This is a genomic window from Actinomadura syzygii (assembly GCF_008085905.1).
In the GTDB taxonomy this organism is placed as follows: domain Bacteria; phylum Actinomycetota; class Actinomycetes; order Streptosporangiales; family Streptosporangiaceae; genus Spirillospora; species Spirillospora syzygii.
In genome coordinates, this window is record NZ_VSFF01000001.1 from 167,783 (window position 1) to 194,758 (window position 26,976).

The following is a 26,976-nucleotide window of genomic DNA, read 5'->3' on the forward strand; positions in this document are numbered from 1 at the left end:
CCGGTCAGGTTACCCGCGCGGCCTCGCGCCTCCGTCCATCGGGGACGCCGTCCGGAACGCCGCCGGGGACGGCGGCGCGCAGCGCCGTGAGGGTCGCGCGGATGGCCGGGCGCCGGGCCGCCTCCTCCCGCCACACCGCGTACACGCGGCGCGAGAGCGGCGCCGACAGCGGCACGATCGCCACGCCCGGCGGCACGTCGCAGCGGCCGAGCCGGGGCAGGATCGCGTTGCCGAGACCGGCGGCGACGAGCGAGAGCTGGGTGGCGAACTCGTAGGCCATGTGGTCGATGTTGGGCTCGCTGTCGACGGCGCGGAGCGTCCGGATGAGCCAGTCGCAGCAGATGCTGTCGGACGACGAGCTGATCCACGGGTCGCCGGCCAGCTCCTTGAGGTGGATGGTGCCGCGCCCGGCGAGCGGGTGCGTGGCCGGCAGCGCCACGTCGGCGACGTCGTCGCAGATGACGCCCTTGTGCAGGCCCTCGGGCATGGGGAGCGGCTCGTTGTTCCAGTCCTGGACGACGGCCATGTCGTAGTCGCCGCGCGAGACGAGCGGCATGCTGCGCATCGGGTCCTCCTCGCGGAGCAGGACGCGCAGCTCGGGGTGGTCGGCGCGCAGGGCGCGCAGCGCGGCGGGCATCAGCCCGCGGATCGCCGTCGGGAACGCCGCGACGGCGAGCTGCCCGACGACCGAGCCGCGGTGCGCCTCCAGGTCGGCCTGGGCCTGCTCGACGAGCGACAGGATCCGCTCGGCGTGCGCGACGAGCAGTTCGGCGGCGTCGGTGAGCCGGACGCCGCGCCCGTTGCGTTCGAGCAGCTTCTGCCCGGTCTCCCGCTCCAGCTTCGCGAGCTGCTGGGACACGGCGGACGTGGTCACGTGCAGGACGTCGGCGGCGGCGCTCACCGAGCCGTAGGTCGCGACGGAGTGCAGGGCGCGCAGGCGCTCCAGATCCAGCATGTAGCAATACTAAAACGAGGTGTCAAGAAGGTCTCGCTTGTCCTAAAACGACTCGCGGCCCGACGATCGAGGCATGAATTCGCGCCACGTCCTGCTGGCCACCCTGGTCGCCGCGTGCTGGGGGTTCAACTTCGTCCCCATCCACTGGGCGCTGGAGGACCTCCCGCCGCTGCTGATGGCCGCGCTGCGGTTCGTCCTCGCCGCGGTCCCGGCGGTGTTCTTCGTGCGGCGGCCGCCGGTCCCGGCGCGCTGGCTGGCGCTGGTCGGGCTGCCGCTCGGGGTCGGGCAGTTCGGCCTGCTGTTCATCGGCATGCGGATGGGGATGCCCGCCGGGCTCGCCTCGGTCGTCCTCCAGGTGCAGGCGGTCTTCACGGCGCTGTTCGCGGGGCTGCTGCTGCGCGAGCGGCTGAGCGGGCGGCAGGTCGCGGGGATGGCGGTCGCCTTCGGCGGCGTCGCGCTGCTCGGCGTGGCGCAGGCCGAGGGCGGCAGCCCGGTCGGCGCGTTCGTGGTCTGCCTGGTCGGCGCGGCGAGCTGGGGGCTCGCCAACGTCGCCATGCGGCGGATGAACCAGCACGCCACAGGGCGGGTCGACGCGCTGGGCTTCATGGTGTGGATGTCGCTCGTGCCGCCGCTGCCGCTGCTCGCGCTGTCGCTGATCTTCGAGGGGCCGGGGGCGATCCCGGACGCGGTGCATGACTTGTCGCTTACCGGGGCAGCGTCGATGGCGTTCATCGCGTACGTGTCCACGCTGTTCGGCTTCGGCGTCTGGGGGTGGCTGATGCGCCGCTACGAGGCCAGCACGGTCGCGATGTACTCGCTGCTCGTCCCGCCCTTCGGGCTGCTGTCGGCCGCCCTGATCCTGGACGAGCACGTGACCCCGGCCCGGCTCGCCGGGGCCGGACTGATCATCGCCGGGGTCGCCGCCGGGAGCGTCCGCCCGCGGTCCCGTCCACGGGTCCCGGCGCCCGAACCACAGCCCGCGGAGACAACGAGGTGATCACCATGCGCGGAATCCACGCGTCGCTCGTCACGCCGTTCACCAGCTCGGGCGAGGTGGACGCGAAGTCGCTCGAACGGCTCGCCGTCCACTGCCTGGAGAACGGCGCGGACGGGCTCGTCGCCCTCGGCACGACCGGTGAGGCGGCCCTGCTCAGCGACGCCGAGCGGCGGACCGTCCTGGAGGTCTGCCGCGCCGTGTCCATCCAGCACGGCACCCCGCTGATCGTCGGCGCCGGGACGATGGGCACCGCCGACACGATCCGCGAGGCGAGGGAGCGCGCCCCGCTGGCGGACGCGCTGCTCGTCGTCGTCCCGTACTACCTGCGCCCGTCGGACGAGGGCGTCATCGACCACTTCGCCGCCGTGGGCGCGGCGGTGGACGTCCCGCTGCTCCCCTACAACATCCCGTACCGGACGGGGAAGCACCTGTCCGCCGAGACGCTCGTCCGGCTGCTGTCCCTCGACTGCGTCGCCGGGATGAAGCACTGCGCGGGCGCCGTCGACCACGACACCCTCGCCGTGCTGGCCGCCCGCACGGGCAAGGGAATCCTGTGCGGCGACGACATGTACATCTATCCCATGCTCCAGCTCGGCGCGTCCGGCGGGGTCGCGGCGGCAGCGTGCCTCGCGCCCGCCGCCTACGCCGCGCTGGCCACGGCGGTGCGGGACGGCGACGCCGCCCGCGGACTCGCCCTGCACAACGCGCTGTTCCCGATGGTGGAGGCGCTGTTCGCCGAGCCGTCCCCGGCGGTGCTCAAGGCGTGCCTCGCGGCGGAGGGGCTGATCGACGACCCCGCCGTGCGCGCCCCGCTCCACGCGCCGCGTCCCGAACCGGTCGCCGCGGCGCTGAGAGCGTTCCGGACGGCCGCCTAGGACGCCGCCCTGGCAGCGGCACGGGCGGCGTGCGGGAGGGCCTCCAGGACGCGACCGAGCGCCTCGTCGTCGTGCGCGGCCGACAGGAACCACACCTCGTACGCGGACGGCGGCAGGTACACCCCGCGCTCCAGCGCCGCGTGGAAGAACGCCGCGTACGCCTTCACGTCCTGGCGCTGCGCGGCGACGAAGTCGCCGACCTTCCCGGCCGTGAAGAACACCGAGAAGAGGTTCCCGGCCCGCTGCGTCGAATGCGGGACGCCCTCGCGCTCCAGCGCCTCCGACGCCGCCTTCGCCACGATCCCGGCCGAGCGGTCGAGGGCGGCGTAGACCTCGTCCGTCGCGTTCCGCAGCGTGGCGAGCCCGGCGGCGGTGGCGAGCGGGTTCCCCGACAGCGTCCCCGCCTGGTAGACGGGTCCGGACGGCGCGAGCTGGTCCATGACGTCGGCGCGTCCGCCGAACGCGGCGGCGGGCAGCCCGCCGCCCATCACCTTGCCGAACGTCGTCAGGTCGCCCGCGACGCCCTCGACCCCGAACCAGCCTGACCTGGACGCGCGGAACCCGGTGAGCACCTCGTCCATCACCAGCAGCGCCCCGTACCGCTCGCACAGCCGCTTCACCAGCGCGTTGAAGTCGGGCAGCGGCGGCACCACGCCCATGTTGCACGGCACCGCCTCGGTGATGACGCAGGCGATGTCGCGGCCGTGCTCGTCGAACGCCGTCTCCAGCGCCGGGACGTCGTTGTACGGCAGGATCAGCGTGTCGGCGGTCGTCGCGCCGGTGACGCCTGGCGTGTCCGGGAGCCCGAACGTGGCGACGCCCGACCCGGCCGCCGCGAGCAGCGAGTCGACGTGCCCGTGGTAGCAGCCCGCGAACTTCACGATCTTGGTGCGGCCGGTGAAGCCGCGCGCCAGCCGGATCGCCGACATCGTCGCCTCGGTGCCCGAGTTGACCAGCCGGACCCGCTCCGCCGGGGTCCGCGCGACGATCTCCTCGGCCAGCTCGACCTCGCCGGGCGTCGGCGCGCCGTAGGACGTGCCGCGGCCCGCCGCGTCCCGCACCGCGTCCACCACGGCCGGGTGCGCGTGCCCGAGGATCAGCGGGCCCCACGAGCACACCAGGTCGACGTACTCGTTCCCGTCCGCGTCGGTCAGGTAGGGCCCCCGCCCGGACGCCATGAACCGGGGCGTCCCGCCCACGGCCCCGAACGCGCGGACCGGCGAGTTGACCCCGCCCGGCACGACCCCGGCGGCCCTGTCGAACAACTCCTGCGAACGCTTGATACCAGTCACCGATTCAGTGAACCATTCCCGTCCGCGACCCCGTGCGCCCCTACCGGGTGAGCGCGCCGGGGACCGGATTGATTCAGTCTCCGTTGCAGTTCGGCGACTTGCCTTGACCTCGCCGGGTACGGGCCGATATTCCACCAAGTACGACATCGGCGCCCTGTCTCACCAAGCGGTCTTCACGGCAAGCGGTCTTCACGGCGCCTCCCCGACTCACCGGCGGCGCCCGGCTCGACTGGCGCGGTCCGCCGGGACAGGCGTATCGGAGGGATGGCTTTCAACGTGGTTGACGGCTGGACGGTCCAGGGCTTCACCCACGAGCGGGAGCTCGGTGCCGGCGCCGCGGGCCGGGTGGTGCTGGCGGTCGACGACCTGACCAGCACGAAGGTCGCCATCAAGTACCTCGACGGCGCGCTGCGCGGCGACGAGGCGTTCCTGGAGCGGTTCCGCGCGGTCGCGCGGAACCTGTCCCAGCTCGAAGATCCGAACGTGGTCGACCTCTACGACTTCGTGGAGACCGTGGACGGCGCCGCGATCGTGTCGCAGTACGTCGAGGGCGTCAGCCTGCGGCGCGTCCTCGCCGCGCAGGGGCCGACCGGTCCGCTCGCGGCGCTGTCGCTGCTCGGCGGGACGCTCCTCGGCCTCGCGGCGGCGCACGAGCACGACATCGTGCACGGCGCGATGCGCCCGTCGAACGTCTACGTGGACCCGGACGGCAACGCGCGGCTCAGCGACTTCGCGACGTCCCCGGCGGGCACCGAGGCGCAGTACGGCCCGCAGTACGCGGCGCCCGAGCTGTGGGACGGCGTCCCCGCGACGGTCGCCACCGACATCTACGGCGCCACGGCGGTCTTCTACGAGTGCCTCACCGGACGGCCGCCGTTCGCCGGGCGCAACATGGCGCGGCTACACCGGGAGGCGCCGATCCCGGCCGACGACGCGCCGGGGCCGCTGCGCGAGCTGATCCACCACGGCCTCGCGAAGGACCCGGACAGCCGTCCGAAGTCCGCCGCCGACTTCCTCGCCGCCCTGGAGGACGCCGCCGTCTCCGCGTACGGGCCGTCCTGGGAGGCGCAGGGGCGCGGCCGGCTCACCGAGCTGGCGGCGCAGGCGGCGCTGCTGCCGGAGCCGCCGAAGCCGAAGCCGTCCCGGAGCAGCGGGCGGAACCCGACCGTCCCGGCGGGCGGCCGCGGGAAGGGCGGCGGTTCCCGGACGCGCTGGGTGCTCGCCGCCGTCGCCATCGCCGTCGTCGCCGCCGCGGGCGCGACCGCCGCGGCCGTGCTGACGGGCGGCGACAAGAAGCCGCCGCCGACGACGCCCGCGCAGAGCAGCACGCCGCAGCCGACCGTCCCGGCCGGGGGCGTCGACCCGCGGCCGCTCGTCGCCGAGATCGACCAGGCCGTCGCGCAGGCCCCGGGCGCCCTGTTCAGCTACCAGCAGTCGGGGTGCTGCGGCTTCGCCGCCACCGGCAAGGGGACGCTCGGCGTCGCGCCCGGCGGACGGTCGTCGTACACGCTGACGCTGTCCGGGTCGGGCCCCGCCCGCAAGGCGGTGCACGGGGTGATCGTCCAGGACCGGCTGTACGTGCGCGTCGGGAAGCGGTGGCGGTCGTCGCCGCTCGGCGGGCGCGGCTACCCGGCGACCGCCGAGCAGATCAGCCAGGGCTCGTCCGTGGCGAACCTGACGACGCTGCTGAAGTCGGCGACGAAGCTCTCCCGGTCGGGGCAGATCTACGAGGGCGAGGCGCCGGTCGCGACGCTCACGCGGGAACCCGGCATGGGGACGATGTACGCGCGGATGGCGCAGGCGACGGGCGCGCAGCAGATCGCGTTCGCCGTGAAGCTGGACGCGGGGAGCCGTCCGGTCAAGTTCTGGGTGCGGGCCGGGCCGGAGCAGGGCCGCAACGAGGTGCTGCGCGGCTCGTACTCGAACTGGGGCCGCAAGCCCGCCATCCAGGCTCCGCACTAGCCAGGCGCCGCACTAGCCCCTGTGGAGAGTCAGCCCGCTGCGTCGCAGGAGTCCGCGAGGACTTCGAGGAGGCGCAGCGGGTCGGGCAGCGGGCCCGCGGACGGCGGCCGCAGCCACGTCACCTCACGCCCGGACGGGAGCACCGACGGCGGCGCCACGACGTAGCTGTCACGGCAGTGCCACCGCATGCCGGGCGTCTCCGCGACGTCCTCCGGCGAGCAGTCGAGGTGGCAGGACCACCACTCGTCCTCGTCGACCGGGGCGCCCCTGGTCGCGACGAAGAACAGGTGCCGGTCGCCGCCGAACGACGCGACGGGCCCGACCGGCAGGCCGTCCCGTTCGATCCGGTCGAGCGCGGCCGCGCCCGCCGCCGCCGGGACGTCGAACACGTCGAAGACGCGCCCGGTCGGCAGGATGATGTTGGCGAGCGGGCGCTCGGACCACCAGCGTCCGATCACGGCGGAGTCGACGCTCGCCTGGTGCGCCCACGCCGCCGACACCGGGTGCGCCGCCGGGTCGGGACACCCGATCCGGTCGCACGAACAGGCCCGGTCGCCGCCGACCGGGGGATGCGCGCCGGGGAACGACGGCCAGCCGAACCCGGCGTATTCGCGGGCCGCCGCCGCCATCCGGTCGCGCGCCGCCCGTTGCCGCCTGCTGTTCCCCGAGACCGCCAGCATCTCCGCCCCCAATACCCAAAGCCCGACGTGGGTCACTGGTCAACGATGATGCCCGGCGGCCCGTCGCCGAGACACGGCAACCCCCGGAAACCGCCCAGAAGGACTAGGTGATCTAGGACAGTCGGCGCGCCGCCTCCGTGGCCCAGTAGGTCAGGACCATGTCGGCCCCCGCCCGGCGGATCGACGTGAGCGACTCCATGATCGTGCGGTCGCGGTCGATCCAGCCGCGCTCGGCGGCGGCCTCGACCATGGCGTACTCGCCGCTCACCTGGTAGGCGGCGACCGGCACGCGGACCGTGTCGCGGACGCGGCGGACGATGTCGAGGTAGGCCCCGGCGGGCTTCACCATGACCATGTCGGCGCCCTCGTCGATGTCGAGGAGGACCTCGCGGAGCGACTCCTCGGCGTTGGCCGGGTCCTGCTGGTGGGTGGACCTGTCGCCGAACTGAGGGGCGCACTCGGCGGCCTCGCGGAACGGGCCGTAGTACGCCGAGGCGTACTTCACCGAGTAGGCGAGGATCGCGACGTCGGTGTGCCCGGCGCCGTCGAGGGCCGTGCGGATCGCGCCGACCTGGCCGTCCATCATCCCTGACGGGCCGACGACCGCCGCGCCCGCCTCGGCCTGCGCGAGCGCGATCGAGGCGTACCGCTCCAGCGTCGCGTCGTTGTCGATCTCCCCGGCCGGGGTGAGGACGCCGCAGTGCCCGTGGTCGGTGTACTCGTCCAGGCACAGGTCCGTCATGAGGACGGTCGCCGCGTCCGGTCCCGAGCCGAGGTCGGACGCCAGGTCGCGGAGCGCGAGCTGGACGATCCCGTCCGGGTCGTCGGCGCCGGAGCCGGCGCCGTCCTTCACCGCGGGGATGCCGAACAGGATGATCCCGCCGACCCCGGCCTCGGCCGCCTCGTGCGCGGCCTTGCGCAGGCTGTCGCGGGTGTGCTGGAAGACGCCCGGCATGGACTGCACCGGCTGCGGTTCGCCGGCGTCCTCCTTGACGAACATCGGCAGCACCAGGTCGGCCGGGGCGAGCCGCGTCTCGGCGACCATCCGGCGCAGCGCGGGCGCGCGCCGCAGCCGCCGCGGACGGACCACGGGAAACTGAGCAGACATCTTCCTTCTTCCGGAATCCGGGGACGCGCGGGACCCCCGCGCTACCTGCGGCGCCGGGCTCCCCGGCGCATCTGGCTCGGCTTGCGGAGCGGGTCCCCCGCCTCGATCTGAGCCGCCCTCCGCTTCGCACCGTACTCGGCGAGCGCCGCCGCGAGTGCCGATACGGACGGTTTGTCGGCCATGACGTCCACGCGCAGCCCGTACTCCTCGGCCGTCTTCGCGGTCTGCGGGCCGATCACGGCGATGACGGTGACCTTGTGCGGCTTCCCGGCGATCCCGATCAGGTTCTTCACCGTGGACGACGACGTGAACAGCACCGCGTCGAACCCGCCGCCCTTGATCGCGTTGCGGATCGGCTCCGGCGGCGGCGCGGCGCGCACCGTCCGGTAGGCGGTGACGTCCTCGCACTCCCAACCCAGCTCGGTCAGCCGGGCGATGAGGACGTCGGTGGCGATGTCGGCGCGCGGCAGCAGGACCCGGTTGATGGGGTCGAGGTCGGCGTCGTAGGGCGGCCACTCGCGGGCGAGGCCCTCGCCCGACTGCTCGCCGGACGGCGTCAGGTCGGGCTGGATGCCGAACTCGACGAGCGCGGCGGCGGTCTGCTCGCCGACGGCGGCGACCTTCAGCCCGGCGAACGCGCGGGCGTCAAGGCCGTAGTCGACGAACTTCTCCCGGACGGCCTTCACCGCGTTCGTGGACGTGAACACGACCCACTCGTACCGCCCGGTGACGAGGCCCTTGACGGCCCGCTCCATCTGCTGCGGGGTGCGCGGCGGCTCGACCGAGATCGTCGGGACCTCGTCCGGGACGGCCCCGTACCCGCGGAGCTGGTCCGACAGCGAGGCGGCCTGCTCCTTGGTCCGCGGCACCAGCACCCGCCAGCCGAACAGCGGCTTCGTCTCGAACCAGGACAGCTCGTCGCGCCGGTTGACCACGTCCCCGACGATGATCAGCGCGGGCGCCTCCATGCCCTTGGTGTCGGACGCGAGCTTGTGCAGCGTCGAGACGACGGTCTCCTGCTCGGTGGTGGTGCCGAGGCTCGTCATCGCGGCGGGCGTGGAGTCGGGGCGTCCGGCCGCGACGAGGCCCTTGCAGACCTCCGCGACCGCGCCCTCCGCGCCGATGACCACGAGGGTGGCGTCCGGGGAGGCGAAGCGCTCCCAGTCGACGCCGCCCTGCGACGCGTCCACGACCCGGACCTCGCGGTGCGCGGCGTCGGTCAGCGGGATGCCCGCGTAGCCGGGCACGCCCGTCACCGCCGACACTCCCGGGACGATCTCGAACGGCACCCCGGCCTTCGCCAGCGCGCCGCCCTCGGCGGCGAGCCCGCAGCCGAGCCCGGGATCACCCTGCAGCAGCCGGACGACACGCCGCCCGGCCTCGGCGGCCCGCTCGGCGAGCAGCGCCGGGTCGCCCGCCGCCGAGTCGACGATCTCCACGTCGGGACGGCAGTGGGACAGAATCTCCGGCGGACAGTGCTCGCGGCTGACGATCACGGTGTCGGCGCGCGCCAGCTCGGCGGCGGCGCGCAGGGTCAGCAGGCCGGGGTCGCCCGGACCCATGCCGACGAGCACGACGCGGCCCGCCCCGGGCGGCGCGCCGTCGGCGCCCTCCAGGACGGTCATCGCCGTGCTCTCCATGCTCTCGGTGCTCTCGGTGCCGGTCGTGGTCTTCGCGGCGGGGCTCAATCTCGCTCCCCCATCAACTGGTCGGCCCCCTGCGCGAGCAGCCGGTGCGCGAGGTCGCGCCCGATCTGCTCGGCGGCGTCCGGGTGGCCGCTTGCGGACAGCCGCACCTGCCGGCTCCCGTCGTACGCCACGACGGCCGCCGTCAGGTGCAGCCTTTCATCTACTTCGGCAGCGTACGTCCCCACGGGAGCAGAGCAACCCGCCTCCAGGACCGCGAGGACCGTTCGCTCGGCGGTGACGGTCCTCCTGGTCGCGGCGTCGTCGACCGTTCCAAGCAGGGCGCGGAGGTCATCGCGGTCGGCGTGGCACTCCAGCGCGAGCGAGCCCTGGCCCGGGGCGGGCAGCATCTGGTCGGGCTCGAAGACCTCGGCGACCGCGTCCAGGCGGCCGATCCGGCGCAGGCCCGCGTGGGCGAGGACGATGGCGTCCAGCTCGCCGTCGGCGACCTTGCGGAGCCGCGTGTCGGCGTTGCCGCGGATCGGGACGATCTCCAGGTCCGGGCGCAGCGCGCGGAGCTGCGCGACGCGGCGCGGCGAGCCCGTCCCGACGCGGGCGCCGCGCGGCAGGTCGGCGAGCTTCGCCGGACCGCACAGGGCGTCCCTCGGGTCGTCGCGGACGGGGGTCGCGGCGAGCGCGATCCCCGGCGTCTCGGACGTCGGCAGGTCCTTCAGCGAGTGCACGGCGAAGTCCACCTCGCCCGACAGGATCTTGTCGCGCAGGGCGTTGACGAAGACCCCCGTCCCGCCGATCTGGGCGAGCAGGGCCTTGGAGACATCACCCTGCGTCGTTACCCCGACCAGCTCGACGGCATGCCCGGTCAGCCGGGTGACCTCGTCGGCCACCAGCCCCGACTGGGTCGTCGCCATCAGGCTCTTGCGGGTGCCGAGCCGCAGCGGCCCCGTGCTCGCGGTGCTCATCTCTCGTCTCCTTCAGGGGCGGCCGCGTCCGGCGTGCTGACCGCGCGGACGTTCGCGGCCTGCGCGGCCACGTCCCGCACGGTCATCGCCGGACCGGCCGGTTCGGGCACGCCCGGCACGCCGGGAACACCGGGCGGCAGGCTCAGGCAGTCGGCCTCGGCGCACTCCGCGTCGAGCACGGACGGCCCGGACGACACGGACGCGGCACGGGCCGTGGCGGGCTCCTCGTCGCGCAGGTCGGCCCGCGCCACGACCTCGGGTTTCATCGGGTCCAGGTCGAACAACTCGCGCAGGGCGTCGGCGTAGGAGTCGCCGCCCGGCGCCGCCGCCAGCTCCTTGACCCGGACGGTCGGCGCGTGCAGCAACTTGTCGACCACGCGCCGGACGGTCTGCTCGATCTCGCGGCGGGCCCGTCCGTCCAGTTCGGGGAGCCGCCCGCCGAGCCGGGCCAGCTCGCCCTCGACGACCTCGGCGGCCTTGCTGCGCAGCGCGACGACGGTCGGGGCGACGGCGGCGGCGCGGGCCGCGCCGAGGAACGCCTCGACCTCCGCGCCCACGATCCGCCGGACGGCCTCGACCGCCTCCGGGCCGATGGCGTGCGCGGCCTCCTCGGCGGTGCGCAGGTCGTCCAGCCCGGCGAGGGCGACGCCCGGCAGGTCGCCGACGGAACGCTCGACGTCGTGCGGGAGGGCGAGGTCGAGGAAGAAGCGGCGCCGCCCGTCCGCGCCGACGCCGCGCGCCGCCAGCCGCGCGGCCGTCACGACGAGGCCGGTCGCGCCCGTGCAGGACACGACGAGGTCGGCCTCGGCGATCGCGGCGTCCAGCACCGACAGCTCGACGGCGCGGGACGGGACGTCCAGCGACTCGGCCAGCCGCACCGCGCGCTCGTGCGTCCGGTTCGCGACGACGACCTCGCGGGCTCCGGCCCGGCTCAGCGTCGCGGCGGCCAGCGAGCTCATCGACCCGGCGCCGACGACCAGCGCCCGGACGCCCTCCAGCGGCCCGAGGTGCCGGGCGGCGACGTCCAGCCCGACGCTGACGAGCGACGCGCCCGCCTTGTCGATGCCGGTCTCGTGGTGGGCGCGCTTGCCGACCCGCAGCGACTGCTGCAGGACGTCGTGCAGCTCGCGGCCGAGGGTGCCCTCGTCCTGCGCGAGCCGGAACGCCTGCCGGAGCTGGCCGAGGATCTGCCCCTCCCCGACGACCATCGACTCCAGCCCGCACGCCACGGCGAACACGTGCTGGACGGCCCGCTCCTCGTAGTGCACGTACAGGTGGCGGGACAGCTCGTCCAGCGGGACGCCGGAGTGCAGCGCCAGCAGCTCGGAGACCGCCGTGACGCCGCCGTGGAACTTGTCCACGACGGTGTAGATCTCGACCCGGTTGCAGGTCGACACGATCGCCGCCTCGGCGACGTTCGCGGACTCGTGCACCGCGTGCAGGAGCTTGGCCAGGTCGTCCCCGGCCACGGCCGCCCGCTCCAGGACCGCGACGGGCGCGCTCCGGTGACTGAGCCCCACGACCAGAATGCTCACGTCCCGCCCTCCCAGGCTTCCCCGTCCACTCTCGTCCACCGCCCGCCGTTCACGTTCCGCGCCCCGCCCTGTGCCCCGCCCCTCGGCCCGGTCTACGCCTCGACCGGCTCCACGTACTGCTTCGTGCCGGGCGGCGCGTCCCCGGCGACGAGCGGGGCGGGGCCGTCCGGCCCGCCCGCCTTGCGCTGCTCGTGGAACGCCAGGATCTGCAGCTCGATGGACAGGTCGACCTTGCGCACGTCCACGCCGTCCGGCACGGTGAGGACGGTCGGCGCGAAGTTCAGGACGCTCGTCACGCCCGCCGCGACCACGCGATCGCACACCCCCTGGGCGGCGCCCGCCGGGGTGGCGATCACGGCGATGGAGACGCCGTGCCGGGCGATCATGTCCTCCAGCCGGTCGATGTGCTCCACCGTCATGCCGGATATCTCCTGGCCGACGATGGAGTCGTCCGCGTCGAGCAGGCCCGCCACGCGGAAGCCGCGGGACGCGAATCCGCCGTAGCCGGCCAGTGCACGGCCCAGGTTACCGACACCGATGATCGCGACGACCCAGTCCTGGGTGAGGCCGAGTTCGCGGGAGATCTGGTAGACGAGGTACTCGACCTCGTAGCCGACCCCGCGCGTCCCGTAGGAGCCGAGGTGGGAGAGGTCCTTGCGGAGCTTCGCCGAGTTCACCCCGGCCGCCGCGGCGAGCTCCTCCGACGACACGGTCGCGACGCCGCGCTCCTGGAGCCCGGTGAGGGCCCGCAGGTACACCGGCAGCCGCGCCACGGTGGCTTCGGGGATGCCGCGGGCCGCGCGTTCGCGCCGGCGGTTCTGTCGAGGTGTCGTCACGGCCTGCTCTTCGGAAGTCGGCGCTGGGGACGGGGCGGCGGGCCCCTCGCCCGGGCGGGCGCGGCGCCGGCCGTCCGACCGCGGCTCGACCGCTCCAGGGCTGTCCACCAGGTTAAGCCTTTGTGAATACGCGCACAAAGTCACCCCCCGGCGACGCGGTGGGCGGGCCCGCGGGTACGCCCCTGAACCGGTCCAGGAACGCGCCTCCGCGGCCCCGCCCATCAGGGCTTTCCGCCCTGGGACACCCGCGCCCGGGGCCGCCGTCCGATGTGACGGACGAGACACCGGAGCCGCCACCGAGACGGCTCAGGACCCGGCTAGGACGTCTCGCGCAGCTTTCCGATCGCGGTGCGGAGGCGGGACTCGTCCACCCGCCAGAAGTCGTGCTGGACGCCGTTGATCAGCGTGACCGGGATCTGCTCCCAGTACTGCTCGGTGTCCCGCTCGGAGAGCGTGATGTCGCGCTCCTCCCACGGGACGTCGAGGTCGCGGGCGACGCGCTCGATCACCGCGCGGGCGTCGTCGCACAGGTGGCAGCCCGGCTTGCCGAGCAGCGTGATCAGCACCCCTTCGGACACCCGCGTCACCGCCCCGGGAACTCGGGCGCGGGCAGCGGCACCTTCGCCGCGCCGAGCCGCAGCTCGATCACGTTGGTGGCGATGATGTGCGTGCGGGACTCGGCCAGGAACCGCTGGAGGTGGGACGTCTTGCGGTGCGCGGCGAAGGCGGCCTCGTCCCGGAAGAGCTGGTAGAAGATCCGCTGCGTGGGCGCGCCGACGACCTCGTGGGACGCGAAGATCACCGTCTCCGGCTCGGTCGCGCGGGCGGCCTTCACCAGGTCGCCGGCGAGCCGGTCGAACGCGGCCTCGCGCCCGTCGAGCAGGGTGTAGACGGTGATCTGGCCGCACGCCCCCGCCAGTTCCCCGCCGGGACCGCGACCGCCGCGCGGCGCGAGCGCCGGGGACGCCTGCTCCGGGACGAGCGCGTTGCCGATCCCGATGCCGACGCCGACCCCGTCCACGGCCGTGGGGCCCGCGGGGTCGTCCGGGAAGCGCGGCTCCTCGGTCGGCGGGTCGGGGAACCGCAGCTCCCCGCGCCGCGGGTCGGGCGGCGGCGGGGTCGGCGCCGCGACGGGCTCCGCCCGCTCGGCGCGCGCCGCCGGGTGCTCCGGACGGGACGGCCCTTGGTAGCCCTGCTCCTCGTATCCGGTGGCGGCCTCGTCGCCGTACTCGTCGTAGTCCTCGTCGTCGTAGACGGGGATCGTGCGCATCGCGCCGTACCAGACGAGCCCGGCCGCGCCGCCGAGCGCGATCACCGCGAGCGGCGCGGGCAGGAACCCGCGGGTGCCGCTCACCACGAGCACGCCCGCGAGCGCGACCAGCGCGACCGGGATGAGCAGCTCGGCGGCCTCCTGGTCCTGCTTGCTGGCGAGCCAGGCGGTGAGGCCGGTGCACGCGACGAGCGCGATCACCGCGACGACGTGCGCGCCGTCGATCAGCAGCAGCGGCAGCGCGTCGTAGGTCGAGCCCGGCTTCGGCAGGCTCTTCGTCAGCGTGCCCTTGAGCGGGTCGAGGATGAGGATGACGAGCGCGACGAACGTGTAGGAGATGGCGAACAGCCACGCCGCGAACCGCACCTGGACGTACCGCGCGATCAGCTCGACCATGCCGAGCGCGAGCCAGACCGGCCCGAGCAGCGCGGCCCCGAGCTCCACGACGCGGAACAGCGGCCCGTTGAAGCCGGCGAGGAAGCCGACGCCCATGCACAGCAGCGCGAGCGACAGCCCCACCTGGGTGAACGACCAGGCGATCAGGTAGAGCAGCCGGTCCTTGTAGGCGCGCTGAACCAGCAACCCGGTGGCCACTAAAGCGCCGAGGGTCGCAAGGAGCGCGAGAAGAGCATCGACCATCGCGCCCCATGGTGCCCGATGCCGGGGCCCGACGGGTAACCGCCCGTCCACCTACACCATTGCCCGGCGTACCTATCGGTATCTAGAGTGGCAATTCACGCCGGAGGTCGCGTACGCCCCGAGGAGAACTGCATGAGCAGCTTGTCCCTCGACGCCGGGGTCCTCCCGCTTCCCCGGCCCAGCCAGCAACCCCGCGCGCTGCCCCGTCCGCTGGCGCGGCCGGGCGCCGCGCGGCGCGACGCCGACCGTGCCGCCGACCGCGCCGAAGTGCTCAAGGCGCTGGTGCTCCGCGCGCGGGACGGCGACCCCGAAGCCTTCGGCTGCCTCTACGACCACTACGTCGAACTCGTCTACCGCTACGTCTACTACCGGGTCGGGACGCACTCCATCACCGAGGACCTGACGAGCGAGACGTTCCTCCGGGCGCTCCGCCGCATCTGCGATTTCCACTGGCAGGGCAAGGACTTCGGGGCCTGGCTCGTCACGATCGCGCGGAACCTCGTCGCCGACCACTTCAAGTCCAGCCGGTACCGGCTGGAGGTCTGCACCGGCGAGCTGGTCGAGCCGGACCGGCACCAGGAGGGGCCGGAGCGGGCCGTCCTCGACGCGATGACGAACCGGACGCTGCTGGAGGCCGTCCGGCTGCTCGGGTCCGAGCAGCAGGAGTGCGTCGTCCTGCGGTTCCTGCACGGGCTGTCGGTCGCGGAGACGGCGCTCGTCATGGGCAAGAAGCCGGGTGCGATCAAGGCGTTGCAGTACCGCGCCGTCCGGTCGCTGGGCCGCATGCTCCCCGACGACCTTCGGCGCTGAGCCTTCGCCGCTGACCTTCGGCGCTGAGCCTTCGCCGCTCATCGGACCGGTGGTACCGCTCGGCGCACGGCTGGGCCGTTATCCGCACCACTCCTCCGAGCACCGGCCGTAACCCTCCGTGCAGTTCGGTCGTTTCCCGGGCAGGAGAGCGCGATGGCGCCTGGACTCCGCAAGGGAGCGGCCGGTGAGAACCAGGCGGGGCAAGACCGATGAGCAGGGAAGTTCGCTCGCCCGGCTGAGGATGAGCGAGGCGGGTCCCGACCCGCGCTTCCGCGCCGTGCTGCGCGAGCGGCTCGTCGCGGCGGCGAACGGCCGGGGCGAGGACTTCCACGACCACGGACGAGGGGAGGTCGCGCGGGAGACGGTCGACTGATCACCTTCGCCGGGATGGCGAGCGGAAAGGCGAAAAGCGGTCAACTAGGCTCGGCCCATGCGGCGAAACCGGCAGCGGGAGATCTGGCAGCGCGTGTCCCGGCCCCTGAGCCTCCTGCAGTGGCGCGGCAGGCACCAGGACCACGTGAGCGCCGGGAAGGCCGCCGCCGCGGCGGCGGCCGAGCCGGTCCCGCTGCCGAAGCCCGACCCGGCGGCGGCGGCGTTCTTCGACGTCGACAACACGATGATGCGCGGGGCGTCGATCTACTACTTCGCGCGCGGGCTCGCCTCCCGGAAGCTGTTCACCATGCGCGACCTCGCCATGTTCGCGTGGGGGCAGGCCGCGTTCCGGATGCGCGGCACCGAGAACTCCGAGCACATCGGCAGCGCGAAGGAGGCGGCGCTCGCGTTCGTCGCCGGGCAGAAGGTCGCCGGGATCGTCAAGCTCAGCGAGGAGATCTACGACGAGGTGATGGCGGACCGGATCTGGCACGGCACCCGCACCCTCGCCCTCCAGCACCTGGACGCGGGCCAGCAGGTCTGGCTCGTCACCGCGACGCCCGTCGAGGTCGCCCGGACGATCGCGCACCGCCTCGGCCTCACCGGCGCGCTCGGCACCGTCGCCGAGACCCACGACGGCCTCTACACCGGGCGGCTCGTCGGCAACCTGCTGCACGGTCCCGCGAAGGCGGAGGCCGTCCGCGCGCTGGCGCAGCGGGAGGGCCTCGACCTCGCGCGCTGCGCGGCCTACAGCGACTCGATCAACGACCTGCCGATGCTCACGGCCGTCGGCCATCCGCACGCCGTGAACCCGGACGCCGGGCTGCGCGAGCACGCGAAGGAGAACGGCTGGCCGATCCACGACTTCCGCACCGGGCGCCGGGTCACGATGATCGCGCTGCCCGCCGCGGCCGGGGCGGGCGCGCTCGCGGGCGGCGTCGCCGCAGGCATCGCGCTGCGCCGCCACTACCGCGCCTGAGGGCCGGGCTGCCGCGCATGACCGTTCGGCGCGGGCGGGCCGTCTAGCCTGGGGCCCGTGACCGTCGAGCTGACGCTTTTGTCCAAGGTCGCCTGCCGCGGCCGGGACGTCACGAGCCCCCGGCTGCGCGCGCTGCTCGCCCTGCTCGCCGCCGAGCCGCGCGCGGGCGTGTCCGTGCCGCGGCTGGTCGCGGGCCTGTGGCCGGACGAGCGTCCGGAGAACCCGGCGAAGGCGCTCCAGGTCGTCGTGTCGCGGGCCCGTTCGGGGCTCGGCGCGGACGTCGTCGCGAGCACCCCGGCGGGCTACCGGCTGGGCCTTCCCGAGGCGGCGGTGGACGTGTCGGCGGTGCTGCTCGCCGCGTCCGCGAGCGCCCGCGCGTCCCGCGACGGCGACCACAAGGCGGCGCTCGCGCACGCCGAGGACGGCCTCGCGCTCTGGGACGGCCCGCCCGAACCGGGCGACGGGGACGACCCGCTGTCCGCGCTGCGCGCCGACCGGGCCTCCACCTACTGGACGCTGACCCGTTCCCGCGCGCTCGCCCTGGCCCGACTCGATCGGCGCGCGGAGGGCTTCGAGGCGCTCGCCGCCGCGGCCCGCGAGTACCCGAGGGACGAGGAGGTCCTCGCCGAACTGCTGCGCTGCGAGGCGGCGACGGCGGGACCGTCCGCCGCGCTGGCCCGCTTCGAGGACTACCGGCGCGCCCTCCGCGACGAGCTGGGCACGGACCCGGGGGCCGCGCTGCGGGGCGTCCAACAGGAGTTGCTGCGCGCGGAGGCCCCGGCGGTCCGGCGGGGCGTGGCGCACGAGCCGAACCCGCTGCTCGGCCGGGACGGCGACGTCGCCGCCGTGCTCGCCCTGCTGCGGACGTCCCGTGTGACGTCGGTCGTGGGCCCCGGCGGGCTCGGCAAGACGCGGCTGGCGAACGCCGTCGCGCGGGACGCCCCGCACCGCGCCGTGCACGTCGTGCCGCTGGCCGGGGTGTCGCGGGACGGGGACGTGTCGGCGGAGGTCGCGTCCGCGCTCGGCGTCGGCGGCCCGCACCAGGCCGCGCGCGGACGGCTCACCGGTCCCGCCGACCGCGCGGGCGGGATCGTGGAGGCGCTCGGTCCGGGGCCGGTGCTGCTCGTCCTGGACAACTGCGAGCACGTCGTCGAAGGCGCCGCCGACCTGGTCGGCGCGCTCGTGTCGATGACCCGCGACCTGCGGGTGCTGACGACGAGCCGCGCCCCGCTCGGCCTGTCGTCGGAGTCGGTGTACCCGCTGCCCGCGCTGGACCTCGCGACGTCCGCCGAGCTGTTCCGGCAGCGCGCGCACGCGGCGCGTCCGGCGGCCGACGTCCCGGCGGACGCGGTGGCCGGGCTCTGCCGCCGCCTGGACGGGCTGCCGCTCGCGATCGAGCTGGCGGCGGCGCGCGTCCGGGTCATGTCGGTGGCGGAGATCGCGGGCGGGCTGGACGACCGGTTCGCCCTCCTGCGTGGGAACGCGCGGGACGCGCCGTCCAGGCACCGCACCATGCACGCCGTCGTCGAGTGGAGCTGGAACCTGCTCGGCCCGTCCGGACGCGCCGCCATGCGCGCGCTGTCGGTCTTCCCGGGCGGTTTCACGGCGGACGCCGCCCGCCATCTCCTCGGCGGCGACGCCCTGGAGATCCTGGACGATCTCGTCGGCCAGTCGCTGCTGGAGACGGTCGAGGGCGAGGCGGGGACGCGGTTCCGCATGCTGGAGACCGTCCGGGAGTTCGGCGCGGCGCACCGCGAGGCGGCGGACGAGACGGAGCGGGCCGTCGACGGCCTGCTCGCCTGGGCCCGCGAATTCGGCGCGGAGCACCACGAGTCGCTGTTCGGGGCGGAGCCGGTCGGCCCGATGCGGCGCGTCCGGGCCGAGCAGGACAACCTCCACCAGGCGCTCCGCGAGGGCCTCGACCGCGACGACGCCGCCTCCGTCGCGGCGGTGACGGCGACGCTCGCCGGGATGTGGACGCTGGAGTCCGCCTACGGCCGGATGATCGTCCTGGCGTACGACACGGCCGGGACGCTGAGCCGCTTCCGCCCCGGCCCGGCCGACGTCGAGATCACCCGCGCGGCGCTGGCGCTGAACGTCCTGACCACGTTCCTGCTGAAGGGCCCGTCGGTGACGCGGGCGCTGGTCGCGCTGCGCAGGCTCCCGGCCCCCGCGTCCGGCGGGCTGCCGGGCGCGGCCGCGGTCCTCGCGGCGGCCACGCCGGAGATCCTCGCGGACGGTGAGACGTCCGTCCTGGACGGCCTGCGCGCGAGCGACGACCCGATCCTCGCCGGGCTGGCGAACTGCGTCGCCGGGTACGTCCGGGAGCGGAACGGCGACGTGGCGGGCGCGCTGGCCGCCACCGAGGCGATGCTCGACGTGTCCCGGAACCCGTGCCTCAAGCTGGTCGCCAACTCGCGGCTCGGCGAACTGCTCATGCAGCTCGACCAGGGCGAGCGGGCGGCGCACTACCTGCGCGTCTCCCTCGACCTGCTGAAGCAGTACGGCTGGCGGGACATGTTCGGGCTGCTCTGGGCGCTCGGGGCCGTCCACCTGCACCTGGGCGAGGTGGACGAGGCGGAGCACTGGCTCGACCGGTCGCTCGTGTCCGGCCCGGACGAGACGTTCGGCACCGCCACGTTCAACCTCGGCGCCCGCGCCGAGATCGCGTTCGCGCGCGGCGACGCCGAGACCGGGCTGCGGCTGTGGCGGGAGGCCGTCGAGCGGCTGGCCGAGGAGGAGAACCCGGTCGCGCCGCCCGTCGCCGACCCGTGGACGCTGGAGGCGCACAGCGTCACCGTCGTCGCCCACGCCCGGCACGGTCGGCTCGACCTCGTCGAGGACGTCGCGGCCGGGCTGCCCGCGATGCTCGCCGGGCTGCTCGCCGAGCCGCAGCCCCCGATGCCGGTGTCGTTCATGGACCTGCCGATCTGCGGCGGACTGCTGCTGGCGCTGGCCCTCGCCGACCTCGCCCGCGCGGGCTGGACGTCCGAGGCCCCGCCGCGCGTCCGGACCCGCACCGCGCGGGCCGTGGCGCTGGCGGAGCGGCTGCACTTCGTCCGGGTGTTCCAGCCGACGATGTCCCCGGCGGCGGCCCGCGCCGTCGCCGAGGACGCCGACGGCCCCGCGTACGCCGACGCGGTGTCGGAGTACGCGGGGCTGGGCCGCGCGGAACTGCGTGCCGCCGTCCGGGCGCTGATCGCCTAGCGCGGCGCGTCTAGCGCGGCGCCTTCCGGTCGAACAGGACCTTCGAGCAGGTGTAGCCGGCCACCGCGAGACCGACGCACCAGATGAGCGAGACCACCGTGTCGTGCCCGTTCGGCGTCCCCGCGAGGAACCCGCGAAGCGCCTCGTTGACCGGCGTGAACGGCTGGTACTCGGCGAACCACCGCACCCCGGCGGGCATCGACTCCGGCGGGACGATCGCGCTCCCCACGAACGGCAGGAACTGGATGATCAGCGGCGAGTTGCTCGCGCCCTCCGGGTTCTTCGCGATGAGCCCGAGCGTGACGGCCACCCAGGTCAGCGCGAACATGAGCAGCACCAGCAGGCCGGTCGCGGCGAGCCAGTCGAGCAGGGCGGCGTGCGTCCGGTAGCCCATCGCGACGGCGACCGCGACGACGCCCGCCGTGCTCACCACCGTCTGGATCATGCTGCCGACGACGTGCCCGGTGAGCAGCGACGACCGCGCGATCGCCATGGTGCGGAACCGGTCGACGATCCCCTCGGTCATGTCCGTGCAGATGGCGATGGACGTCGACAGGCACCCGGACGCGATCGCCATCAGGATGATCCCCGGCGCGACGTAGGAGATGTAGTCGCCCTTCGCGCCGCCGCCGACGCCGTCCCCGAGCGCGTTGCCGAACACGCCGACGAACAGCAGCAGGATCAGGATCGGCATCATCATCCCCGCGATCGTCAGGGACGGATAGCGCAGCGCGTGCCGCAGGTTGCGGCGCAGCATCGTGGCGGAGTCGGCGGTCGCCTGGGTGAACGCGGTCATTTCGAGGCCACCTTCTCGTTCTTTTCGGGACGTCCGGTCAGCGCCAGGAACACGTCGTCCAGGTCGGGTGTGTGGACGGACATCTCCTCGACCTCGACGGCCGCGTCCTCCAGCCGTCCGAGCAGGGCCCGCAGCGACCGGACGCCGCCGTCGCTCGGCACCTGCAAGGCGAGCGCGTCGTCGTGCCGGGTGACGACGCCGAGCGTCCGGGCCGCCGCGTCGAGCGCCGCGAGGTCCGCGAACCGCAGCCGGACGTGCCCGCCCGGGACGAGCCGCTTCAGCTCCTCCGACGTGCCCTCGGCGACGAGGCGCCCGCCGTCCAGGACGGCGATCCGGTCGGCGAGCCGGTCCGCCTCCTCCAGGTACTGCGTGGTCAGGAAGATCGTCACGCCGCCCCGGGCGAGGCCCTGGATGATCTCCCACATGGTCCTGCGGCTGCGCGGGTCGAGCCCGGTGGTGGGTTCGTCGAGGAAGACGATCCGCGGGTCGCCGACCAGCGTCATCGCGAGGTCGAGCCGCCGCCGCATGCCGCCGGAGTAGGTGCTGACCTGCTTGCGGGCGGCGTCCAGGAGGTCGAACCGCTCAAGCAGGGCGTCCGCCACCCGCCGGGCGGTCTCCTTCCCGAGATGGTGCAGGTCGGCCACCATGATCAGGTTCTCCCGCCCGGTGAGCAGCCCGTCGACCGCCGAGTACTGCCCGGTGACCCCGATCGCCCGCCGCACCCCGTCGGCGTCCTTCACGAGATCGCACCCGGCGATCCGCGCTTCTCCACCGTCCGCCCGGAGCAACGTCGACAGAATCCGCACCGCCGTGGTCTTCCCAGCACCATTAGGGCCGAGGAGCGCGAAAATCGTCCCGCGCGGAACGTCGAGATCGATCCCATCAAGGACGACCTTGTCCTTGAACGCCTTCCGCAGCCCTTTCGCGAAAATGGCCGTCTGCCGTGGTTCCGTGTCCATGCCCTGAACCCTGCCGGGACGCGGCTTCACCCGACTTTCATCCCGGTTTCAGACCACCTTCGGGACCCCTCCCTCGCCCCGCTCCCTACCCTCCGCCCATGACCGTTCCCCGCACCCTGGCCGCGCTCCTGCTGGCAACGCCGCTGATCGCGGGCTGCTCAAACTCGGACGGCTCCCCGGCCGTCCCGCAAACCACCGCACCAAAACCGGCGCCATCGACCTCACCCGCATCAGCGTTCTGCCTCGACCTTTCGACGTTCCAGGTCGGCCTGATCGCTTACACCGCCGACGCGGGCCGGGCAATGGAAGGCCAACCGCTGGACTTCAAAGAACTCCGCCGAAAGGCCGCCCTAATCCTCACCTGGGGCGAAGAAATGGAGTCAACCGCCCCACCGGACATCGCCGCCCACTTCCGCACCGTCCTAAAGGCGATCAAGGAGTCCTCAACCCACCTCAAAAAGGGCGCCCTGATCCGCGACGTCGTCACCCCTCTCTACGGCAAACAGAACAGACCGGCATTCGACGCACTGAACAAGTACGAATGCGACCCCGGCCCCCAGAACTAGCCTCCCCGGCTACGGCATATGGGGGATGCCAGCGGTACCGGCAGAGCAGACGATGGGCGTGCCGCACGTTCGCCACGCACACGGGGAGACTCCGCCATGGTGTTCCAGGCCAACACCACCACCCAGCCCGTCCTCGACGCGATCAAGGCCCACAGCACCGCGCCCGACACGGTGCGCGCCATCAATGAAGCCAAGGACTTCACCGTCACCTTCACCTATTCCGCGATGCCGCCCTCGACCACGCTCACCAACGTGCTGGGCTGGACCTTCGCCGGGCTCTACGGAAAGAAGTCGACCACGGACCCGTTCGCCTTAATCGCCCAGACGCCCGACGTCGGCAGCCTCTCCGAATGGGCGGGCGCCCTCGAATCGACGCGGGTCGAGGTCTGGCTCAACTCGGCGGAAATCGGAACGTCAAGCGCGAGGCTCATCACCACCGGGCTCCACGAATTCGAACTGCACGTCCTGCCCTTCTACCGACTCCACACCGCCCTCAAGGGGATCGGCGGAGAGTCCGAGAAGCTCGCCACGCTTACCAAGCAGGTCAAAGACGGAGACTTCTCCGCGACGACGCAGCACCAGTCGCCCGCGTTGCGGGCCAACCAGGTGCTGGCCATGCTCAGCCTGGTCTCCAGCCTGGTGGCCGCCCGAATGACCCCGAGCAGTGCGAGCCCCTCAACGAGCAAGCGCAAGACGCCCGTCCCCGACATGGAGACCACCAGCCTCGAGTACAACGTCCTGATCCGCACGCGCGAGGACGTGCTTGGCGAAGACAGCGAGAAACTCGCCCCCATCAAGAAGCTCTACGACCCCCACCTCGCCACACTGAACACCAAGTACGGCAAGGACGTAGTCGACTACGTAGTCGAACAATTCGAAATGGACTAGACGCCACCCCTGCCGCCGGGGCGGGCCCAGGCACCACGGCCTAAGGACCCGCCCCGGCGGCTGGTCGTCAGCGCCGGGCTCGTCGATGCATCGCCCAGCGAACGGCCGCGTCCACCACGGTCCGCGTCCAGGGATGCGTGGGCGTCCAGAACGCCTCCAGCCATGTGGTGGCTAGCAGCCTGGCGTAGTAGTCGACCGTCACCGGGTCGGCATCCGCCCACGCGTCCAGTTCGCGCACGACTGCCTCGGCTTCGCGGGGCGCGTGACCACACGCGACAAGGTTGACCACCAAGTCGGAAGGGTTCACCAGTCGCGCGCCCCTTGAAGCCATGCCCCAATCCACCAGTCGCGCATTCACGCCGGTCAAGAGCACGTTCCCGGGATTGAGGTCGGTGTGCAGAAGCACCGTCCCCGCGATACGGCTCAGGTCCCTCGGCACGACGGCGTAGTTGGACCACCGCCTCTCGAAACACAGCACGTCCACCTCGGCGGGAACCCGCAGGGCGTCCACCGCCGCAAGCGTTTCGAGGACGGCGTCCAGGTCCCGTGAGCCGGGCGTGTAATCGGCGCGCCGCCCTTCCACATGCTCAAACCCGAGCAGCCGCCACCCTCCGGCTTCAACGTCACATGCCAGCGCCGGGGCAACGGTGCGCACCCAGGGATTGACGACGGCCTCGCGGGCAAGCTGAGCCCCCGCCCGCCCGTCCGCGACGGGTGCCCCCTTGAGGAACAGCCGTCCGCCACCGGTGTACGCGACGACGGCAAGCGCCGAACGCCGCCCTTCACCGACCGGCTCGACCTTCACCAGCGGCCCCACCGCCTCTTGGACGGCGTCCCGCAGATCGGACGGCAGACTCTCCCACTCGACACGATCCACGAAAGGAGAGCCTGCCACGCGATCAGGCGCGAGGTGCCTTCACCACGCAGGGGTCGGGCGGGCAGCACGGGTACGCGGTACCCGCCCAATGCTCGTCGTCGACCCGGTATCCGGTGGCGCGCAGCGCCGGGAGCGTCCGAGCGATCTCTTCCTCGCACGCGGCCACACCCGGGGTGGGCGGGACGTGGTGCAGGTAGTAGCCGAGGTTGTCCGCGCAGTACCGGGCGTAGTCCTGGGAGTGGAGCAGGAAGGCGTGCCATCCAGGGTCGACCGTCTCGGACATGGCCAGCCGGACACCGGGATTGTCGGCGACGGCCCGCAACCAGACCAGCGTCTGTCCGACCACGCCCTCGGCGTAGGAGCGCGTGACCTCCTGGTGCTTGGCGACGTACGCCGACAGCTTGTCGAACAGGGCGCGGTCCACCAGTTCGCGTGGTTCGAGGGCGATTCCGGTCGCCCGTTCGGTGGTGACTGTCATCAGTACCTCCAGCGGCGTGCCCCGCGAGGAGCGGGACGAGATGTCTGCGGTCAGATCCAGGGGACCTCCCGTGGAGGCGCTGAAACCAGGCTGAACCGGCTTCATTCACGGTTCATTCACGCCCTCACTCCTTATTCGGGAGAGGATTGAGGCATGCCACCGAGTCGTCCCGTCCCTCCTGCGGAGGGCAAGCCCGCGGGCGAGGTGCCCTCCTTCGGCTTGGCGCTGACCCGGTGGCGCGAACATCGCGGGATGTCCAAGAAGAAGCTGGCCGCCGCGATGGGTTACGACCCGTCCTACGTCAGCCATGTCGAGGCCGGACGGCACCAGGCCAGTGAGGATTTCGCCCGCAAAGCCGAGAGCGTCCTGAGCGCGGGCGGCGCGCTGTGGCAGGCGTGGCGGGCCGAGGGAACCGCCGCCCGTGGTCCCGACACCGGCCAGGCCGATGGACTGATCGTGGAGGAGGATCACGCGCGGTTGCACTACGACGGGCGGATGTACCGGCCCGTCCAGCGCCGCAAGCTGTTCAACGGCGGCGCCGAACCGGTCACCCGCTACCTGATGCGCATCAGCGTCGACCGCTATCCGGGCCAGCCCGAGCGGTCCAACGCTCTCTACCGGGCGCGACCTCTGACCTGGGGCGAGCTCGCACTTGACGCAACCTGCGATGGCGAGCCCATGAACTGGACGTCCAAGCATGACCGGGACTCGTTCAAGGAAGCGTGGCTCCGCCTGGAGAACGATCGCGGCCGCTTCCCGCTCTATCCCGGACAGCACACGGTTCTGGAGTACGGCTACCAGGTCGATCACGACCGCTGGGGCCCCTGGTTTCAGCGGGCCGTGCGGCTGCCCACTCGGCGGTTATCGGTCGACCTGGTCTTCCCCGCCGAACTGAATCCGGTGGTGTGGGGCACTGAAACGTCCACCACCGCCGAGGCGGTCCCGCTGCGAACCCCGATCGCCCGCGCGGTCGACGGCGAGCGGGTATTTTTCTCCTGGGCCACCCAGGATCCGCCCATGGGTGCCCGTTACCGGCTGGAATGGCGTTTCCGCGCCCGCGACGACGACCAACCGCGTCCCGAGTTGCGCACCGCCAGCGACCGGATGAAGGCCGCAGGAATCGTTCAGCGCGGCGACCCGGTCCTGTCGGCGACGGCGCGGCCGTTCGACCTGCCGACCGAGGCCGAGGTGGCCAACGACGTCGTGGACAGGCTGTTCGCGGCGATGCAACGGGTCCGCGAGCACCACGTGTTCGGCAAGGGCATGGGCCTGGCCGCTCCGCAGATAGGGATCGGCCGCGCCGCCGCCCTCGTCCAGCCTCCCGACCCCGACGACGAACCGCTCGTGCTGCTCAACCCCCGCGTCGTCAGCTCGTCGTCCGAGACCGACGTGCAGTACGAGGGCTGCCTGAGCTTCTTCGAGGTACGCGGCCTGGTCCCACGCCCGCTGCGCCTGGAGATCGAACACACCCGCCTGGACGGCCGGCAAGTAATCATCGCCCTCGACACCGGCCTCGCCCGCCTGGCCGCACATGAGATCGACCATCTGTACGGACGCCTCTACACCGACCGCATGCTCGACGGCACAACCCCCATCCCCGTGGAGGAGTATCGCAACACCGGAAAGCCGTGGACTTACCCCTGAGCCTCCCGGCCGCCGGATCAGTGACGCCGAGCGCGACGTCGTGGCGGCCGCACTGACGTTCGGCACATCCGCCGCAATCACCGCCGTCATCTCCTCCCAGCACGGGCTGGACGTGGTGCGCGCGACGGGCACCGGTGGGCTCGTGGCCTACCTCATCCCAGTCCTGTCCGACCTCATGATCTTCGCCTCGTCGCCGACACTGCTGGACGCCGCACAGCGCGGGCGGGCCGGATCGTGTCGCCGGTGAACAGCCCGCACCCCTCGGGCGTCCCACACACGTCGCGCCCCGCCAAGGCTTCGGACGACAGGATCATCATGAACCCACCTGCCAGACCTCTGCCCCGGTCATCGGCACTCGGCATCCTCCTGCTGTGCACCCTGTGCCTTCTGCTTGCCCTCACGGCTTGTGGGTCGTCCAAAGACGACACGATCGTAATGAGAGACTCGTCGACAGGGGAGACTTTGACCTACAAGGAGGTCAGAGAGTACGCGTCCCAAGGGGAAGGCGGCGTGGGCAACGAAAATTGCGCCGGAGCTGCCGGATACGGCGCTTCTATAGAGGGTGCGGAGTTCCCCGCCGGCCAAGCCGAATTTGTGAAGGCGTGCGAGGAGGGCCTCAGGAACCGGAAGTCTTCCCCATAAGGCG

25 protein-coding genes are annotated in these 26,976 nt (G+C 73.0%); 11 read left to right on the forward strand and 14 right to left on the reverse strand.

Features of this window, described 5'->3' with window-relative positions; all coding sequences use genetic code 11:
- Positions 1 to 4 precede the first annotated feature (4 nt).
- Complete coding sequence (locus tag FXF65_RS00950; RefSeq protein WP_148347603.1) at positions 5 to 955, reverse strand: LysR family transcriptional regulator; 951 nt, start codon at positions 953 to 955, stop codon at positions 5 to 7.
- Positions 956 to 1,028: 73 nt separating this feature from the next.
- Here FXF65_RS00950 and FXF65_RS00955 point away from each other — a divergent pair, with 73 nt between their 5' ends.
- Positions 1,029 to 1,952 (forward strand): EamA family transporter, encoded by a 924-nt coding sequence (locus tag FXF65_RS00955; RefSeq protein WP_148347604.1) that lies wholly within the window; start codon positions 1,029 to 1,031, stop codon positions 1,950 to 1,952.
- A gap of 5 nt (positions 1,953 to 1,957) precedes the next feature.
- On the forward strand, positions 1,958 to 2,827 hold the full coding sequence (locus FXF65_RS00960; protein ID WP_148347605.1) for a dihydrodipicolinate synthase family protein: 870 nt from the start codon (positions 1,958 to 1,960) through the stop codon (positions 2,825 to 2,827).
- On the opposite strand, the gene hemL is transcribed toward FXF65_RS00960, so the two are convergent.
- The gene (gene hemL / locus FXF65_RS00965) at positions 2,824 to 4,119 is read right to left on the reverse strand and encodes a glutamate-1-semialdehyde 2,1-aminomutase (protein WP_148347606.1); all 1,296 of its coding nucleotides are present in this window, start codon (positions 4,117 to 4,119) and stop codon (positions 2,824 to 2,826) included. The two genes, FXF65_RS00960 and hemL, sit on opposite strands and share 4 nt — an antisense overlap.
- Before the next feature lie 264 nt (positions 4,120 to 4,383).
- Between hemL and FXF65_RS00970 the strand changes: the two genes are divergently transcribed.
- On the forward strand, positions 4,384 to 6,081 hold the full coding sequence (locus FXF65_RS00970) for a serine/threonine-protein kinase (protein WP_148347607.1): 1,698 nt from the start codon (positions 4,384 to 4,386) through the stop codon (positions 6,079 to 6,081).
- 29 nt (positions 6,082 to 6,110) lie between these two features.
- On the opposite strand, the gene FXF65_RS00975 is transcribed toward FXF65_RS00970, so the two are convergent.
- The 8 genes from FXF65_RS00975 to FXF65_RS01010 all read right to left on the reverse strand — a co-directional run bounded on the left by FXF65_RS00975 (position 6,111) and on the right by FXF65_RS01010 (position 14,754).
- Positions 6,111 to 6,761 carry a bifunctional DNA primase/polymerase gene (locus tag FXF65_RS00975; protein WP_148348311.1) on the reverse strand — a complete coding sequence of 217 codons (651 nt, stop codon included), beginning with the start codon at positions 6,759 to 6,761 and terminating at the stop codon, positions 6,111 to 6,113.
- 112 nt (positions 6,762 to 6,873) lie between these two features.
- Positions 6,874 to 7,869: a porphobilinogen synthase gene (hemB, locus tag FXF65_RS00980; protein ID WP_148347608.1), complete on the reverse strand. Its 996-nt coding sequence runs from the start codon at positions 7,867 to 7,869 to the stop codon at positions 6,874 to 6,876.
- Positions 7,870 to 7,910: 41 nt separating this feature from the next.
- Positions 7,911 to 9,494, reverse strand: coding sequence for a bifunctional uroporphyrinogen-III C-methyltransferase/uroporphyrinogen-III synthase (locus FXF65_RS00985; RefSeq protein ID WP_148348312.1), 1,584 nt, complete (start codon positions 9,492 to 9,494; stop codon positions 7,911 to 7,913).
- Positions 9,495 to 9,553: 59 nt separating this feature from the next.
- A complete protein-coding gene (gene hemC / locus FXF65_RS00990; RefSeq protein WP_148347609.1) occupies positions 9,554 to 10,474 on the reverse strand; it encodes a hydroxymethylbilane synthase in 921 nt (306 codons plus the stop codon).
- A complete protein-coding gene (locus FXF65_RS00995; RefSeq protein ID WP_342787269.1) occupies positions 10,471 to 12,009 on the reverse strand; it encodes a glutamyl-tRNA reductase in 1,539 nt (512 codons plus the stop codon). The genes hemC and FXF65_RS00995 overlap by 4 nt, the downstream gene beginning before the upstream one ends.
- Before the next feature lie 92 nt (positions 12,010 to 12,101).
- On the reverse strand, positions 12,102 to 12,845 hold the full coding sequence (locus FXF65_RS01000) for a redox-sensing transcriptional repressor Rex (protein ID WP_148347610.1): 744 nt from the start codon (positions 12,843 to 12,845) through the stop codon (positions 12,102 to 12,104).
- 317 nt (positions 12,846 to 13,162) lie between these two features.
- The gene (locus tag FXF65_RS01005) at positions 13,163 to 13,423 is read right to left on the reverse strand and encodes a glutaredoxin family protein (protein ID WP_148347611.1); all 261 of its coding nucleotides are present in this window, start codon (positions 13,421 to 13,423) and stop codon (positions 13,163 to 13,165) included.
- Positions 13,424 to 13,428: 5 nt separating this feature from the next.
- Positions 13,429 to 14,754 (reverse strand): putative quinol monooxygenase, encoded by a 1,326-nt coding sequence (locus FXF65_RS01010; RefSeq protein WP_148347612.1) that lies wholly within the window; start codon positions 14,752 to 14,754, stop codon positions 13,429 to 13,431.
- Between the two features lie 132 nt (positions 14,755 to 14,886).
- Here FXF65_RS01010 and FXF65_RS01015 point away from each other — a divergent pair, with 132 nt between their 5' ends.
- The 4 genes from FXF65_RS01015 (at position 14,887) to FXF65_RS01030 (ending at position 20,122) form a co-directional block, all read left to right on the forward strand.
- Positions 14,887 to 15,564 carry a sigma-70 family RNA polymerase sigma factor gene (locus FXF65_RS01015; RefSeq protein WP_148347613.1) on the forward strand — a complete coding sequence of 226 codons (678 nt, stop codon included), beginning with the start codon at positions 14,887 to 14,889 and terminating at the stop codon, positions 15,562 to 15,564.
- Positions 15,565 to 15,748: 184 nt separating this feature from the next.
- Positions 15,749 to 15,937, forward strand: coding sequence for a hypothetical protein (locus FXF65_RS01020; RefSeq protein ID WP_148347614.1), 189 nt, complete (start codon positions 15,749 to 15,751; stop codon positions 15,935 to 15,937).
- 57 nt (positions 15,938 to 15,994) lie between these two features.
- On the forward strand, positions 15,995 to 16,915 hold the full coding sequence (locus FXF65_RS01025; protein WP_148347615.1) for an HAD family hydrolase: 921 nt from the start codon (positions 15,995 to 15,997) through the stop codon (positions 16,913 to 16,915).
- A 57-nt stretch (positions 16,916 to 16,972) separates the two neighbouring features.
- The gene (locus tag FXF65_RS01030; RefSeq protein WP_148347616.1) at positions 16,973 to 20,122 is read left to right on the forward strand and encodes an ATP-binding protein; all 3,150 of its coding nucleotides are present in this window, start codon (positions 16,973 to 16,975) and stop codon (positions 20,120 to 20,122) included.
- A 10-nt stretch (positions 20,123 to 20,132) separates the two neighbouring features.
- Here the strand turns inward: FXF65_RS01030 and FXF65_RS01035 are convergent, their stop codons facing one another.
- The gene (locus FXF65_RS01035; RefSeq protein ID WP_148347617.1) at positions 20,133 to 20,918 is read right to left on the reverse strand and encodes an ABC transporter permease; all 786 of its coding nucleotides are present in this window, start codon (positions 20,916 to 20,918) and stop codon (positions 20,133 to 20,135) included.
- Positions 20,915 to 21,877, reverse strand: a complete 963-nt coding sequence (locus tag FXF65_RS01040; protein WP_148347618.1) for an ATP-binding cassette domain-containing protein — start codon at positions 21,875 to 21,877, stop codon at positions 20,915 to 20,917. Before FXF65_RS01040 ends, FXF65_RS01035 begins: the two co-directional genes overlap by 4 nt.
- 98 nt (positions 21,878 to 21,975) lie before the next feature.
- On the opposite strand from FXF65_RS01040, the gene FXF65_RS01045 reads away from it, so the two are divergent.
- Positions 21,976 to 22,443 carry a hypothetical protein gene (locus FXF65_RS01045; RefSeq protein ID WP_148347619.1) on the forward strand — a complete coding sequence of 156 codons (468 nt, stop codon included), beginning with the start codon at positions 21,976 to 21,978 and terminating at the stop codon, positions 22,441 to 22,443.
- 96 nt (positions 22,444 to 22,539) lie between these two features.
- Positions 22,540 to 23,331 (forward strand): hypothetical protein, encoded by a 792-nt coding sequence (locus tag FXF65_RS01050; RefSeq protein WP_148347620.1) that lies wholly within the window; start codon positions 22,540 to 22,542, stop codon positions 23,329 to 23,331.
- Between the two features lie 67 nt (positions 23,332 to 23,398).
- Here the strand turns inward: FXF65_RS01050 and FXF65_RS01055 are convergent, their stop codons facing one another.
- Together FXF65_RS01055 and FXF65_RS01060 are read right to left on the reverse strand one after the other, a co-directional pair.
- Positions 23,399 to 24,208: a phosphotransferase gene (locus FXF65_RS01055; RefSeq protein WP_187412009.1), complete on the reverse strand. Its 810-nt coding sequence runs from the start codon at positions 24,206 to 24,208 to the stop codon at positions 23,399 to 23,401.
- A gap of 22 nt (positions 24,209 to 24,230) precedes the next feature.
- The gene (locus tag FXF65_RS01060) at positions 24,231 to 24,686 is read right to left on the reverse strand and encodes a glycine-rich domain-containing protein (RefSeq protein ID WP_148347622.1); all 456 of its coding nucleotides are present in this window, start codon (positions 24,684 to 24,686) and stop codon (positions 24,231 to 24,233) included.
- 153 nt (positions 24,687 to 24,839) lie between these two features.
- On the opposite strand from FXF65_RS01060, the gene FXF65_RS01065 reads away from it, so the two are divergent.
- Positions 24,840 to 26,330 (forward strand): peptide deformylase, encoded by a 1,491-nt coding sequence (locus FXF65_RS01065; protein ID WP_148347623.1) that lies wholly within the window; start codon positions 24,840 to 24,842, stop codon positions 26,328 to 26,330.
- 40 nt (positions 26,331 to 26,370) lie between these two features.
- Positions 26,371 to 26,577 (forward strand): hypothetical protein, encoded by a 207-nt coding sequence (locus FXF65_RS01070; protein WP_148347624.1) that lies wholly within the window; start codon positions 26,371 to 26,373, stop codon positions 26,575 to 26,577.
- Positions 26,578 to 26,976: the final 399 nt, after the last annotated feature.

Coding starts and splice junctions, on each gene's coding strand:
- FXF65_RS00950 (WP_148347603.1), bottom strand. CDS start 955: ATGCTGGATCTGGAGCGCCTGCGCGCCCTGCACTCCGTCGCGACCTAC.
- FXF65_RS00955 (WP_148347604.1), top strand. CDS start 1,029: ATGAATTCGCGCCACGTCCTGCTGGCCACCCTGGTCGCCGCGTGCTGG.
- FXF65_RS00960 (WP_148347605.1), top strand. CDS start 1,958: ATGCGCGGAATCCACGCGTCGCTCGTCACGCCGTTCACCAGCTCGGGC.
- FXF65_RS00970 (WP_148347607.1), top strand. CDS start 4,384: ATGGCTTTCAACGTGGTTGACGGCTGGACGGTCCAGGGCTTCACCCAC.
- FXF65_RS00975 (WP_148348311.1), bottom strand. CDS start 6,761: ATGCTGGCGGTCTCGGGGAACAGCAGGCGGCAACGGGCGGCGCGCGAC.
- hemB (WP_148347608.1), bottom strand. CDS start 7,869: ATGTCTGCTCAGTTTCCCGTGGTCCGTCCGCGGCGGCTGCGGCGCGCG.
- FXF65_RS00985 (WP_148348312.1), bottom strand. CDS start 9,494: ATGACCGTCCTGGAGGGCGCCGACGGCGCGCCGCCCGGGGCGGGCCGC.
- hemC (WP_148347609.1), bottom strand. CDS start 10,474: ATGAGCACCGCGAGCACGGGGCCGCTGCGGCTCGGCACCCGCAAGAGC.
- FXF65_RS01010 (WP_148347612.1), bottom strand. CDS start 14,754: ATGGTCGATGCTCTTCTCGCGCTCCTTGCGACCCTCGGCGCTTTAGTG.
- FXF65_RS01015 (WP_148347613.1), top strand. CDS start 14,887: ATGAGCAGCTTGTCCCTCGACGCCGGGGTCCTCCCGCTTCCCCGGCCC.
- FXF65_RS01025 (WP_148347615.1), top strand. CDS start 15,995: ATGCGGCGAAACCGGCAGCGGGAGATCTGGCAGCGCGTGTCCCGGCCC.
- FXF65_RS01035 (WP_148347617.1), bottom strand. CDS start 20,918: ATGACCGCGTTCACCCAGGCGACCGCCGACTCCGCCACGATGCTGCGC.
- FXF65_RS01040 (WP_148347618.1), bottom strand. CDS start 21,877: ATGGACACGGAACCACGGCAGACGGCCATTTTCGCGAAAGGGCTGCGG.
- FXF65_RS01045 (WP_148347619.1), top strand. CDS start 21,976: ATGACCGTTCCCCGCACCCTGGCCGCGCTCCTGCTGGCAACGCCGCTG.
- FXF65_RS01050 (WP_148347620.1), top strand. CDS start 22,540: ATGGTGTTCCAGGCCAACACCACCACCCAGCCCGTCCTCGACGCGATC.
- FXF65_RS01060 (WP_148347622.1), bottom strand. CDS start 24,686: ATGACAGTCACCACCGAACGGGCGACCGGAATCGCCCTCGAACCACGC.
- FXF65_RS01065 (WP_148347623.1), top strand. CDS start 24,840: ATGCCACCGAGTCGTCCCGTCCCTCCTGCGGAGGGCAAGCCCGCGGGC.